Annotated in this window: 13 protein-coding genes; 1 reads left to right on the top strand and 12 read right to left on the bottom strand. The window is 64.0% G+C overall.

Annotated features, from left to right (window positions below; translation table 11 throughout):
- Positions 1 to 162: 162 nt before the first annotated feature.
- The 12 genes from BGO62_RS05670 to BGO62_RS05615 form a co-directional block, all read right to left on the bottom strand.
- Positions 163 to 474 carry a hypothetical protein gene (locus BGO62_RS05670; protein ID WP_296640097.1) on the bottom strand — a complete coding sequence of 104 codons (312 nt, stop codon included), beginning with the start codon at positions 472 to 474 and terminating at the stop codon, positions 163 to 165.
- The gene (locus BGO62_RS05665) at positions 471 to 1,433 is read right to left on the bottom strand and encodes a permease (protein ID WP_296640095.1); all 963 of its coding nucleotides are present in this window, start codon (positions 1,431 to 1,433) and stop codon (positions 471 to 473) included. The genes BGO62_RS05670 and BGO62_RS05665 overlap by 4 nt, the downstream gene beginning before the upstream one ends.
- Entirely contained in the window at positions 1,426 to 2,538 is a 1,113-nt protein-coding gene (gene arsB, locus BGO62_RS05660; protein WP_296640093.1) for an ACR3 family arsenite efflux transporter, read from the bottom strand. Before arsB ends, BGO62_RS05665 begins: the two co-directional genes overlap by 8 nt.
- A gap of 28 nt (positions 2,539 to 2,566) precedes the next feature.
- A complete protein-coding gene (locus tag BGO62_RS05655) occupies positions 2,567 to 3,064 on the bottom strand; it encodes an arsenate reductase ArsC (RefSeq protein WP_296640090.1) in 498 nt (165 codons plus the stop codon).
- An 18-nt stretch (positions 3,065 to 3,082) separates the two neighbouring features.
- Positions 3,083 to 3,514, bottom strand: a complete 432-nt coding sequence (locus tag BGO62_RS05650) for an arsenate reductase ArsC (protein WP_296640089.1) — start codon at positions 3,512 to 3,514, stop codon at positions 3,083 to 3,085.
- 90 nt (positions 3,515 to 3,604) lie between these two features.
- Positions 3,605 to 3,943, bottom strand: coding sequence for a metalloregulator ArsR/SmtB family transcription factor (locus BGO62_RS05645; RefSeq protein WP_296640088.1), 339 nt, complete (start codon positions 3,941 to 3,943; stop codon positions 3,605 to 3,607).
- Between the two features lie 230 nt (positions 3,944 to 4,173).
- Positions 4,174 to 4,677, bottom strand: a complete 504-nt coding sequence (locus BGO62_RS05640) for a transposase (RefSeq protein ID WP_296640086.1) — start codon at positions 4,675 to 4,677, stop codon at positions 4,174 to 4,176.
- A 191-nt stretch (positions 4,678 to 4,868) separates the two neighbouring features.
- A complete protein-coding gene (locus BGO62_RS05635; protein WP_296640084.1) occupies positions 4,869 to 6,506 on the bottom strand; it encodes an NAD(P)/FAD-dependent oxidoreductase in 1,638 nt (545 codons plus the stop codon).
- A gap of 221 nt (positions 6,507 to 6,727) precedes the next feature.
- The gene (locus tag BGO62_RS05630) at positions 6,728 to 7,960 is read right to left on the bottom strand and encodes a TIGR03862 family flavoprotein (protein ID WP_296640083.1); all 1,233 of its coding nucleotides are present in this window, start codon (positions 7,958 to 7,960) and stop codon (positions 6,728 to 6,730) included.
- Positions 7,961 to 8,120: 160 nt separating this feature from the next.
- Positions 8,121 to 9,413 carry a HipA domain-containing protein gene (locus tag BGO62_RS05625; RefSeq protein ID WP_296640081.1) on the bottom strand — a complete coding sequence of 431 codons (1,293 nt, stop codon included), beginning with the start codon at positions 9,411 to 9,413 and terminating at the stop codon, positions 8,121 to 8,123.
- Entirely contained in the window at positions 9,403 to 9,735 is a 333-nt protein-coding gene (locus BGO62_RS05620; RefSeq protein WP_296640079.1) for a helix-turn-helix domain-containing protein, read from the bottom strand. Before BGO62_RS05620 ends, BGO62_RS05625 begins: the two co-directional genes overlap by 11 nt.
- A 258-nt stretch (positions 9,736 to 9,993) precedes the next feature.
- Positions 9,994 to 11,052: an MraY family glycosyltransferase gene (locus BGO62_RS05615; protein ID WP_296640077.1), complete on the bottom strand. Its 1,059-nt coding sequence runs from the start codon at positions 11,050 to 11,052 to the stop codon at positions 9,994 to 9,996.
- Positions 11,053 to 11,662: 610 nt separating this feature from the next.
- On the opposite strand from BGO62_RS05615, the gene BGO62_RS05610 reads away from it, so the two are divergent.
- A partial coding sequence (locus tag BGO62_RS05610) for a transposase DNA-binding-containing protein (protein ID WP_296639383.1) occupies positions 11,663 to 12,284 on the top strand: 622 nt, incomplete at its 3' end.

The following is a 12,284-nucleotide window of genomic DNA, read 5'->3' as shown; positions in this document are numbered from 1 at the left end:
GCTCGGCGACGTCCTGATCCGACGGCGCGCAGCAGCCCGCGCTCGGCGCGCAGCAGCCGCTGGATTCGGTCCGCGCCACGGCGCCGTAGGCGGCGCGCACCTGCTGGCGGATCTGGTCGTGTTCGTTGATAGTCATGAGGACTCCTTGTTCGCGTCCGCGCCTCAGCAGCACGGTTTGCCGGAAGGCGTGGGGGTGCAGCAGGCACCGCTTTCCGCCGCCGCAATGGCGGCGAGCCGGTCGGCCGCCTGCGGAAAATGGCCAGCGTAGGCCGCATCGAACTTGGCGTCGAGCTTTTGCGCGGTTTCGTCGCGGATGTGGCGCGCGATCTCGATCACCGTGTCGATCTGCTCGCGCGACACGCCGTAGTCCTTCAGGCGCTCGATCTGGCACAGGCCCTGGCCGGGATGGTTGGCCGCGACATTGGCCGCCAGCGAAACCAGGGCGACGATGGAGGGATGCAGGTCGGTACTCATAAAACCCCTTTCAAGGCATTGAACAGCAAGCCCACGATGATGAACGCGATGCTGAGGTAGGCCGTGAACAGCGCCAGCAACGGCACCTTCGCGACTTTCTTCAGGATGATCAATTCCGGCAGCGACAACGCGGTCACCGCCATCATGAACGCCAGCACGGTGCCGATGGGCACCCCTTTTTGCAGCAGAACCTCGGCGATGGGGATGATGCCCACCGCGTCGGAATACAGAGGCACGCCGACCAGCACCGCGCCGACGACCGACAGCACGCCGCCGTCGCCGGCGATCTTCGCGACGAAATCCGCCGGCACGTAGCCATGGATGAAAGCGCCGACCCCCACCCCGATGAGGATGAATTTCCAGATACGGCCGACGATTTCCTTCACCTGGGCGACCGCATAGCCGTGCCGGGCGCGCAGCGAGGTGTCCTCTTCGATCGCGGCGGTTTCGCCCACGCGGATTTTCCACACGTAGTCCTCGATCCAGCGCTCCGGCTTGAAACGCTCCAGCACGAAGCCGCCGATCAAGGCGACGCTGAGCCCGGCGGCGACATACAGCACGGTGAATTTCCAGCCGATGACCGACGCCAGCACCACGATAGCGACTTCGTTGATCATCGGGCTGGCGATCAGAAATGACAACGTCACCCCGAGCGGGATGCCGGCCTCGACGAAGCCGATGAACAGCGGGATCGACGAGCACGAGCAGAACGGCGTCACCGCGCCCAGTCCCACCGCCATGAAGCGGCTTTGCAGGTTGCCGCGGTTGCGCATGAATTCGCGCACCCTTTCGGGCTTGAGCAGCGCGCGCAAGAAACCCATGGCGTAGATCACCAGGGTGAGCAGCACCAGGATCTTCGCCACGTCCATGACGAAGAAATGCAGCGCCGCGCCCAGCGGGGTAGCCGGCGTGAAACCGGCGAGATCGAAAACCAGCAGGGTGGCGAGGGCGTCAAACATGCCGTTTTCCTTTACCGGCAACCAGACCGGCCTCGTACCAGCCCTTGCTGCGGTTGACGATCTTCACCACCAGCAGCATCACCGGCACCTCGATCAGCACGCCGACCACGGTGGCAAGCGCCGCGCCCGACTGGAAGCCGAACAGCGCGATCGCCGCCGCTACCGCCAGCTCGAAGAAGTTCGAGGCCCCGATCAGCGCCGACGGGCAGGCCACGCTGTGCTTCTCGCCGACTTTGCGATTGAGCCAGTAGGCCAGGCCGGAATTGAAGAACACCTGGATCAGGATCGGCACCGCCAACAGCGCGATGATCAGCGGCTGCGCGATGATCTGCTCGCCCTGGAAGGCGAACAGCAGCACCAGCGTCGCCAGCAGCGCCAGAATAGAGGCGTGGCCGAGCTGGGCCATCGCCGCATCGAACGCCGCCTGGCCGCGTTTCAGCAGCAGCGTACGCCACGCCTGCGCCAGGATCACCGGGATGACGATGTACAGCACCACCGAGGCGAGCAGCGTGTCCCACGGCACCACGATCGCCGACAGGCCGAGCAGCAGGCCGACGACGGGCGCGAAAGCGACGATCATGATGGCGTCGTTCAACGCCACCTGCGACAGGGTGAAATACGGGTCGCCGCCGGTCAGCCGGCTCCATACGAACACCATCGCGGTGCACGGCGCGGCGGCCAGCAGGATGAGGCCGGCGACGTAGCTGTCGAGCTGTTCCGCCGGCAGATATGGTGCGAACAGGTGGCGGATGAACAGCCACGCCAATAGCGCCATCGAAAACGGCTTCACCGCCCAGTTGACGAACAGCGTCACGCCGATGCCTTTCCAGTGCGACTTCACCTGATGCAGGGCGGCAAAGTCGATCTTCATCAGCATCGGGATGATCATCACCCAGATCAGCAGGCCGACCGGGAGGTTGACCTGCGCCACCTCCATCCGCCCCAGCGCCTGGAACGGCGCGGGAAAGATCTGGCCCAGCAGCACCCCGGCGACGATGCACAGCGCCACCCACAACGTGAGCCAGCGCTCGAACACGCTCATCGGCGCGGCTGCCCCGGCCATGTTGGCGGCGCGCGTTCCGGTCGCTTCGCACTGTGCGCTCATCGGGCGGACTCCATCAAGGTTGGCGCGCTCATGTCGCCTTCCCGATCTCGCGCACGGCCTGTTGCAACCGCATGCTGTCGAGCGTGCGGAACGGCAGGCTGACGAACATGGATATGCGGCGCTGCAACCGGTTCATGGCATCGACGAAGGCGTGGCGCCTGGCCTCGTCGCCATCCCCGGCGGCAGCCGGGTCGGGAATGCCCCAGTGCGCGGTGATCGGCTGGCCCGGCCACACCGGGCAAACCTCGCCTGCTGCGTTGTCGCAAACGGTGATGACGAAATCGAGCTGCGGCGCAGCGGGCTGCGCGAACTCGTCCCACGACTTGCTGCGCAGTTCGCCGGTGGGGAAATGGTTCTTTTCCAGCAATTCCAGCGCAAACGGGTTGACCCGCCCGCCGGGATGGCTGCCCGCACTGAACGCCCGGAAGCGCCCCTTGCCCAGAGCGTTCAGCAGCGACTCGGCCAGAATCGAGCGCGCCGAATTGCCGGTGCACAAGAACAGCACATTGAAAGCGGGGTCGGACATGGCAGCGTCTCCGTCGATTCAGGCGGCAGCCACTTGCAGGCCGAACTTCTCGCGCACCGCGGCAACCAAGCGGGCGCGGATGTCGTCGCGCACCGCGAGGAAGCTCTCCAGCGGTTCGCCGTGCGGGTCGTGGAACGGCAGGTGGATGGCCGGGATCGGCTTCGGGAAGATCGGGCAGGCCTCCTTCGCGTTGTCGCACACCGTCACCACCAGGTCGATGTCCTCGGTCATCACCGCGTCGATGTCCTTCGGGTGCAGGCCGTCGGTATTCAGGCCCGCATCCTTCAGCGCCGCGATCGCGCCGTCGGCCACTTTCGGCTGCGGCCGAGTGCCGGCGGACAGCGCGCGCACCTGGCCGGCGAGGTCATGGTTCAGCAGCACTTCGGCCATCTGCGAGCGGCAGGAATTGCCGGTGCACAGCACCAGCACGGTATAGGGCTTTTCAGTCACGGGTGATCCTTGATGAAATGAAGATGAATAAAGGGAAGTTCAGCGGCAGAAACCAGCGATCACGCGACTGCGATATGCCGTAAAGGCGGTTCACGTCGACGCCTTGTCGGCGGCGCAGGCCGGCGAACAGACCGGCGAACAGGGATTGCCGCCGCAGCAGTTTTCGGTGAGGAAACCGAGCAGCGCGTTCATGGTGGCGAAATTCGCGGTGTAGATGACGAAGCGCCCCGCCTGCTGCGAGCTCACCATGTCGGCGTGCGACAGTTCCTTCAGATGGAACGACAGCGAGGATGGCGGAATGCCGGTGAGTTCGCCGATCCTGCCGGCGGCGAGGCCGGCCGGACCGGCCTGGACCAGCGCACGGAAGACGGCCAGACGGGAATCCTGAGCCAGAGCAGCAAGGGCGGTGACGACGGTTTTCGTTTCCATGTTTCAATGATATTTGAAATATGGAATTCAAGGCAAATGAAATTTCGATGAATTCGGAAAATAGGTCTGCGGGAGCCCATCGGCCCGGGGCGGGCCGCCTACGTAACCCCCGCCCTTGTAGGAGCGGCGCCCTCGCCGCGATTTTCGGACCGGCGCGAACAACCACCCCATCGGCCCGAGGGCGGGCCTCCTACATAACCCGCCCCCGCCGCGATTTTCGTACGGCGTCCTTACAGCCACACAGCATCCCAATGCGGGTCATCCCCGATCCGCTGGACCAGGCCTGCACGCAGGGGATTGGCAACGATGTACCGGGCCAGCTTCGCCAAGTCTTCCTCCTGGCGCAGGGCATGGTCATGAAATCCGCTCTGCCAGATTCGTCCTCCCAAACCGTGCGCCGTCACGGCTTTGACCGCACCGACCACGTTCGACAATGCTGTCGCACCTTCCAACTGCAGCAGCCAGTGCATGTGATCGGGCATGATCACAAAAGCCAGTGTCGTCGCATCGCCGCGCGCCTGGGCTTCCCGCAGCGCATTGATCAGCACGCGCGCCGGGCGCAAATCGGAAAAAACCGGCTGCCGGTCGAAGGTGACAGTGGTGATGTGGTACACCTGCCTGGGCAGGGATACCCGTCCTTTGCGCAAATCCTTTCCGTGCGGCATGGCGTTTTGTGGCGGCATGGCTGGCTCAAGATAAGGGATGGAATATTTCGACTTGTGCAGCTCACCCACAACACCAACACGTAGGAGCGGCGCCCCCGCCATAATTTTCGGCCGACGCGAACATCCCCTATCGGCCCGGAGGCGGGCCTCCTACCTAACCCGCGCCCCATTGCAGGAGCGGCGCCTTTATGCCTTCTGGGTGCCCGCCGCGATTTTCGGGCCGGCGCGACCATCACGGCATCGGCCCGAGGGCGGGCCTCCTACAGCGGCTTGGCGCCCGCCGTTTCTGCCAGCATCTGCCGCGCCACCGCCTCGGCCACCCTGATGCCATCCACCCCGGCCGACAGAATCCCGCCGGCGTAGCCCGCGCCCTCGCCCGCCGGGTACAGGCCCTTGACGTTGACGCTCTGGAAATCGTCGCCGCGGGTGATGCGCAGCGGCGACGAGGTGCGCGTCTCGACGCCGGTGAGCACCGCGTCCTTCATCGCGAAGCCCTTGATCTGCCGGTCGAACGCCGGCAGCGCCTCGCGGATCGCCTCGATGGCGTAGTCCGGCAGGGTGGAGGCCAGATCGGTGAGATGCACGCCGGGCTTGTACGAGGGCTCGACGCTGCCGAGCCGGGTGGACGGCTTGCCATCGAGGAAATCGCCGACCAGCTGGCCCGGCGCGTCGTAATTGCCGCCGCCCAGTTCGAACGCGCGCGCTTCCAGGCGGCGCTGCAGTTCGATGCCGGCCAGCGGATCGTCGCCGGGGAAATCCGCGGGCGCGATGCCGACGACGATGCCGGCATTGGCGTTGCGCTCGTTGCGCGAATACTGGCTCATGCCGTTGGTCACCACGCAGTTCGGCTCGGAGGCGGCCGCCACCACCGTGCCGCCGGGGCACATGCAGAAGCTGTACACCGTGCGGCCGTTTTTTGCATGGTGCACCAGCTTGTAGTCGGCTGCGCCGAGCAGCGGATTGCCGGCGTTCGCCCCCAGCCGGGCACGGTCGATCAGCGACTGCGGATGCTCGATGCGAAAGCCTACGGAAAACGGCTTGGCCTCCATATGGACACCGCGCGCGTGCAGCATCTCGAAAGTGTCGCGCGCGCTGTGGCCGAGCGCGAGGACGACGTGGCTGCTGGCGAGCGTTTCGCCGCTGGCCAGCGTCACCCCGCGGATACTTTTACCATCGGGGCCGTCCTCGATCAGCACATCGGTGACGCGCTGCTGGAAGCGGATCTCGCCGCCCAGCGCCTCGATCTGGTGGCGCATCGCCTCGACCATGCCGACCAGGCGGAAGGTGCCGATGTGCGGCTTGGCGACGTAGAGGATCTCTTCCGGCGCGCCCGCCTTGACGAATTCGGTCAGCACCTTGCGGCCCAGGTGCTGGGGATCCTTGATCTGGCTGTAGAGCTTGCCGTCGGAAAACGTCCCCGCCCCGCCCTCGCCGAACTGCACGTTGGATTCGGGATTGAGCACGTGCTTGCGCCACAGCCCCCAGGTGTCCTGGGTGCGCTCGCGCACCGCCTTGCCGCGCTCCAGCACGATGGGCTTGAAGCCCATCTGCGCCAGCACCAGCGCGGCGAAGATGCCGCAGGGGCCGAAGCCGACGACGAGCGGGCGCTCGCGCAGATTCTCGGGCGCATGGCCGACGAACTGATAGGCCATGTCCGGCGTCGGCGCGAGATGACGGTCGTTGCGGAATTTCTTCAGCAGCGCCGCCTCGTTTTTGACCTCGACATCGACCGCGTAGATCAGCAGCAGCGCGTGCTTTTTGCGCGCGTCGTAGCTGCGCTTGAAGATGCTGAAGCCGACGAGCGCATCATCCGCCAGTTCCAGTCGCTGCAGGATCGCCGCGCGCAGGGCCTCGGGCGGATGGTCGAGCGGGAGTTTGAGTTCAGTCAGTCGCAGCATGTGTTTTAAACGTATCGGTTGAAACAGTCATCGCAAAGCCCGCAAGCGCCGCGGCGATCCATCGCCCCGGGGCGGGGCTCCTACCTAACCCACGCGCCCACGGTAGGAGCGGCGCCCTCGCCGCGATTTGCGGGCCGACGCGAACACCACCCCATCGGCCCGGGGGCGGGCCTCCTACAAAAAACCACTGCCGCAATCGTTACGCCGGTGGCTCCCGGTCCTCAACTCGCGGCTCTCGCAAACTCCAGCGCCCCCATCCCGGCGGCGCGCCCGCTGGCGAAGCAGGCCGTCAGCAGATAGCCGCCGGTGGGCGCCTCCCAGTCGAGCATCTCGCCCGCGCAGAACACACCCGGCAGAGCGCGCAGCATCAGGCGGTTGTCGAGCGCCTCGAAACGCACGCCGCCGGCGCTGCTGATCGCCTCGTCGAGCGGGCGTGGGGCAACGAGGGTGAGCGGCAGCGATTTTATCGCGCGGGCGAGTGCGGCCGGGTCGTTCAATTGCGCCTCCGCCAGGATTTCGCGCAGCAGCGCCATTTTCACGCCCCGGATCCCGGCGCGGCTTTGCAGGTGGCTGGACAGCGAACGCGCGCCGCGCGGATGGGCGACCTCGGCGACGACCTGCGCCAGCGTCTTGTCGGGAGCCAGATCGAGTTGCACCGTCAGCGCCCCCTGCACGGCAATCGCATCGCGCAGCGGCGCCGACAGCGCATACACCAGGCTGCCCTCGATGCCGCCATCGGACAGCATCAGCTCGCCACGGCGCTCATGCGGCTGCCCGGCGGCGGCGGTGAAACGCAGCGCCACGGTTTTCAGCGGCTGCCCGGCGAAACGGCTGCGCAGGTGTTCGCTCCAGCCGCCCGCCACATCGAAGCCGCAGTTCGACGGCAGCAAGGGCGCAACCCCAACCCCGCGCTGCGCCAGCAGCGGCATCCATGCGCCGTCCGATCCCAGCTTCGCCCAACTGCCGCCGCCGAGCGCCAGCACCACCGCATCGGCCTGAACGAGGCGCTCCCCTTCAAGGGTCGAAAAGCGCAGCGCGCCAGGCTTGTCCCACCCCTGCCAGCGATGCCGCACATGAAACCGCACCCCGGATTCGCGCAGCCGGTGCAGCCACGCGCGCAGCAGCGGCGCGGCCTTCATGTCCCGGGGAAACACGCGCCCCGACGAACCGACGAACGTCTCGACCCCCAATCCGTGTATCCACTCGCGCAGCGAGTCAGGGGGAAAGCCTTGCAGCAGCGGCTTGATCGCAGCAGCACGCGCGCCGTAACGCGACAGAAAAACGTCGAACGGCTCGGAATGGGTGATGTTCATCCCGCCCACCCCGGCCAGCAGGAACTTGCGCCCCAGCGAAGGCATGGCGTCGTACAGATCGACCTGAACGCCGCCTTGCGCGAGCATCTCGGCCGCCATCAAACCGGCCGGGCCGCCGCCGATGACGGCGACAGTCGGCATTATCGGCCCGCTCCGATAGGGCGGTAATGGATTGGGGTCAGCACGTCGCGGGCGACCCTTTTCGGCGGATCGATGTCCCCTACGTGGGCTCCTCCGCCCACTGCCTCAAAGGAGTCTTCCGTTGGCATCGATATGGGTTGGTCGATGTGCGACAAGTCATTCACAGTTGGGATCCGTTTCTGCAAATATTCTGATGATCGGGCCGCGTCTCAAAGAAGAAACAATCAGGCAGCATTGCGGGCGCGATGTAGTCAATGTCTTTGGCCGATACCCCACAGGCAAAGAAGCTGTCGCGCCAGTTTCGGACAACATCGATAATTCGATCGATTTCCGCGCGAGCCTCTTCCACTGACAAGCCGAAGCGGCCCGCCTGCGACAGCAGGTTGTAGATGCTGGCGGTGCGACCATAGTTGCCGACGGTCAATGCCAGGTCGCGCCGCTCCAGGCTGACGACGGGCGCGGGTACCAGGTCATAGGCTGGCGACAGCCGCCACCCCTTCTGTCTGCGCAACATCGCATGATTCCGCGGGTGATCGTCGTTGTTGGTCACGGCAGCGTTGAAGACCATCCGCCTGAACAGTTCGGCACAGTCGGCTTCGGGCTTGTCGGACCAGCGGCGCAGGTTGTCCGCCAATAGCGGGTATGACCAGCGTTCCCGGTCCAGATAGCTGTCGCCGCAATCAAGCACGGTCAGCCCACTGACAAGGCCGAAGCGCAAGTAGCCTTTGTCGTTGTATTCGCGGTCAAAGCGCTGCAGCATCAGCACGTCGCAGTCGCCAACCGTTTGCAGCCGCGCCTGTGTGACGTTCAGGCCGCAGCGGCGTGCAAGATCAAGCGTCGCGAATTCGATACGCTGCAGATTGCAGCGGTCATCTTTGGCGGGAAACTTGCCGAGCCAGAGACATTGCGCATCCTCGATCGTGGCCTTCGGCCGCGCACCGCCCATGCTGGTACCGGGATCGAGATGTTCGAGCAGGTGCGCAGCTATTTGTTTCCCGTCTTCGATCGCTTGCGTGGCTGCGATCAATTCGGCCAACTGGTGTGTGCGGTTGTATTGGCGCTTGGGCGCGGGCGGTTCGGCCTTCAGCCCGAAGCTCAAATAGCCCGCTCCGTCTTGCGGACCGTGCAGCAGATAGTCGATCTCCTGAAGGTCAGCGGCGCTGCGTTCGAGCTTGTGCTCGATCACGCGCCGCCCCCAGGCATCGGGGCCGGCATCCCGCACCGCCCCGGGGATGCCTTTGAGCTGGGTAAACTCAAAGACCTTCTTAGCCAGAGGCAACTGGAACGGATCGAGCGCAACCGCCTCTTGCCGCTGAAGATAGCGGTCGCCATAGCGAAAGCGCCCGATCTGCGTGCCGTCGGGCATCGCCTGCACTCTGAGCAACGCCGCCGTCACCGTCTCCAGAGTATCTGGGAGCTGAATGTAGATATAGGCTTCGCGCTCAGAAGTCATAGTCGTCGCTCGTCATCCTGGACTTGCCGGCGCGTGTGGGGCGGCGAGATGCTTCAAGCGCCTTGCCGTGCAGGTCAGTATCGGGATCGGCGACGGCGTCCAGGGTTTTATCGAGGCCGAGCGCCCACAGAACCGCGATGCAGACGCCGATCGCAGTGCCTGGCCGGCCCTGCTCCAACGCAGTGAGGGTATTGCGGTTGATGCCGGCCTTGGCGGCGAGATCGGCCACCGACCAGCCGCGCCGTATCCGCGCAACCCGGATACGCTGGCCCAGCTGAGTAATTCGCTGAGTCACCCCCGCCGGCATCTCGAACTTGCTCATAATATTAGGCATTATCTTATATCAACGCCCACTATAGTGGGCGTTGATATAAGATAATGCAAGTCCATGGTTACCGCAGATGCTTAATTTAATAGGCAGAAATATCAGTAATGCCTACCATTATGGCAATCATGGCGAGCGCGCCACGCCTGCATTGCAGGAGCACCCGCAAGGAGTAGGCCGTGGTTTGTAGGCCGCTTAAGCGGCAACAACCACGCACCGGCGCCGCGATTTTCGCGCCGCTGCAATTTCGCGGGATCACCCGTGCGTCTGGTCCTGCCGGCGCAAAGGCACAATCAGACGCATCAACTTCCAGGCATGCTGCACGCCATAGAAATAGAGGCCGAATATCGCGAGAAAGCTGTAGAACATCACCGCATCGGGTACCCCCCAGCGCCAGCCGAGAAAGCCGATCAACCCGCACGCCACCGCAACCAGATGGATAAAGTGCACCACCTGGCTGTCGCTATACCCAGCGCGCAGCAGAATGTGGTGGAGATGGTCACGGCCGGGGTGAAAGGGGCTTTTGCCCTTGAGCATGCGCCGCAGCATCAGGCTCACCGTGTCCCAAAGCGGAATGGCGAAGAACCACAGCGCCGCTGCAGGCGATAGCGCATCTTCCCTGCCCTGAGTGACCCGGATGACCGCCCAGGCCAACAGGAACCCCAGCATCAGACTGCCGGAATCGCCCATAAACACCCTGGCACGACGCTGCCAGGGGAAGCGCATGTTGAAGCACAAAAAGCCGATCAGCGCCCCGCCCAGTATCAGCAGGACAAGCAATGTGTCCGCTCTGCCCGAAAAAAAGGCTACGGCGGCAGTGAATACGGTGGTGATGAGGGCCAGCCCTCCCGCCAAACCATCCATGCCATCGGAAAGATTGAGCGCGTTGGCCATGCCCACCATCGCAAAGATCGTAAAAGGCACCGCCAACGCGCCCAGAGCGACGGGGCCAAAACCGAACAGGTCGCCAAGACTCGTTAGCTGCGCCCCTGCGAACAAGGTCATGATCAGGCCCGCAATGCCTTGCGCTAGAAAACGCCTTCTTACCGACAGCCCGGTCCGGTCATCCATAAAACCGACGACAACAATGATCGATACCGAGACAAGCAGCCCCCAAAAGATGTCGGCACCCGCGAGGTACCACGCAGCCGAGACCGCAATCGCAAACGACATGGCCAAGCCGCCCACCACAGGAATTGCGCCCTGGTGGTGCTTGCGTTCATCGGGGTGGTCGAGCAAACCGTAATTGTGTGCCGCCCAGATCAGGACAGGCGTGGCCAGCAAGGTGAGAACCAATCCAAAAATCAACTGCATCGCCCCTTACCCAAAAGTGTTTTATCTACTTCAACAATGTATTTATTACGAAGTGGTCCGTATCGAACTTATCGATCAAGACGCCGACCAGACCAGGCACTCGCCGTCAAACCAGAAATCCCTGGCTCGGCCAGCACGAATTATACAGTGGGGAAATACCATTGATCCGGCCCACGAATCTCGAAACATGCCACGGAAATGACGCGCCTGCCCCGAATTTCGCATCAACTCAACCTTTACGGTTTCGGGCCGCATGACATTCACCGTGTGTTTCATTTTTTGCTTCGTTCGTAGCAAATAATGCTACGCATTCCGCAGGAATCAAATTGATCTACGCCCCATGCACCGCATCCCTCGCCCCGATTTTTGCGCCCAGCCAAGCCGCGAGTTCAGCAGCCGACAGCTTGCAGGGTTACGCAGCCATCTCGTAAAGATCGAGATAGCCCACAAATTTAAATACCTTGTTACGCTTCTGTCCGGTTATCTCGGCAACGCAACCCTCCTTGACCCATCCCATTACACACAACTTCAATGCCTCACCGTAACATGCTGACTTCTCTGGTAATACGAGGTTTGCGTGATGAGCTGGGCGGCGGAGGAGTTCAAGGATATCGATCTCGGCGACAGGCGTCTGGACAAGCGCACGGTGCTGCTGGCCGAGCGCATGGCCGCCAATCCGATGGCCAGCATTCCGCAAGCGTGCGGAGGCTGGGCGGAAACCCAGGCGGCGTATCGCTTTCTGTCCCAGGACGACGTTGAATGGGAAGCCATCCTTGCGCCGCACTGGCGCAGTTCCGAGGCGCGCATGCGCGCCCATCCCGTCGTCCTGTGCCTGCAGGACACCACGGAACTGGACTTCAACGGGCAAGGCATTGCCGGTCTGGGACCGCTGTCCTATGAAGCGCAGCGTGGCATGTACGTCCATCCCACCTACGCGGTTAGCCCGGAACGGGAACCCCTGGGGGTGCTGGATGCCTGGATGTGGGCGCGCGAGCCCAAGGACGCGGACGGACAACGGGGCGGCCTGCTGGAAAGCACCCGCTGGACGGAAGGCTACATGCGCATCGCCGAACTGGCGGCCAGCCTGCCGGACACCCGTCTGGTGTACGTGGCGGATCGGGAGGCCGACATCGTGGCCCTGATGGCGCAAGCCCGCGATCTGGAGCATCCCGCCGACTGGCTGGTCCGCTCCCAGCACAACCGGGCGCTGCCCGAAGGGGGCAAACTGTGGG

The organism is Thiobacillus sp. 65-1402 (assembly GCF_001897685.1).
Classification (GTDB): domain Bacteria; phylum Pseudomonadota; class Gammaproteobacteria; order Burkholderiales; family Thiobacillaceae; genus Thiobacillus.
The sequence above is the reverse complement of the archived record's forward strand: the minus strand, read 5'-3'. Positions and strand labels throughout refer to the sequence as shown.

Excerpts from the sequence above, each read along its gene's own strand:
- BGO62_RS05670 (WP_296640097.1), bottom strand. The coding sequence starts at position 474 with ATGAGTACCGACCTGCATCCCTCCATCGTCGCCCTGGTTTCGCTGGCG.
- BGO62_RS05645 (WP_296640088.1), bottom strand. The coding sequence starts at position 3,943 with ATGGAAACGAAAACCGTCGTCACCGCCCTTGCTGCTCTGGCTCAGGAT.
- BGO62_RS05665 (WP_296640095.1), bottom strand. The coding sequence starts at position 1,433 with ATGTTTGACGCCCTCGCCACCCTGCTGGTTTTCGATCTCGCCGGTTTC.
- BGO62_RS05630 (WP_296640083.1), bottom strand. The coding sequence starts at position 7,960 with ATGCCGACTGTCGCCGTCATCGGCGGCGGCCCGGCCGGTTTGATGGCG.
- BGO62_RS05615 (WP_296640077.1), bottom strand. The coding sequence starts at position 11,052 with ATGCAGTTGATTTTTGGATTGGTTCTCACCTTGCTGGCCACGCCTGTC.
- BGO62_RS05620 (WP_296640079.1), bottom strand. The coding sequence starts at position 9,735 with ATGAGCAAGTTCGAGATGCCGGCGGGGGTGACTCAGCGAATTACTCAG.
- BGO62_RS05625 (WP_296640081.1), bottom strand. The coding sequence starts at position 9,413 with ATGACTTCTGAGCGCGAAGCCTATATCTACATTCAGCTCCCAGATACT.
- arsB (WP_296640093.1), bottom strand. The coding sequence starts at position 2,538 with ATGAGCGCACAGTGCGAAGCGACCGGAACGCGCGCCGCCAACATGGCC.
- BGO62_RS05655 (WP_296640090.1), bottom strand. The coding sequence starts at position 3,064 with ATGTCCGACCCCGCTTTCAATGTGCTGTTCTTGTGCACCGGCAATTCG.
- BGO62_RS05635 (WP_296640084.1), bottom strand. The coding sequence starts at position 6,506 with ATGCTGCGACTGACTGAACTCAAACTCCCGCTCGACCATCCGCCCGAG.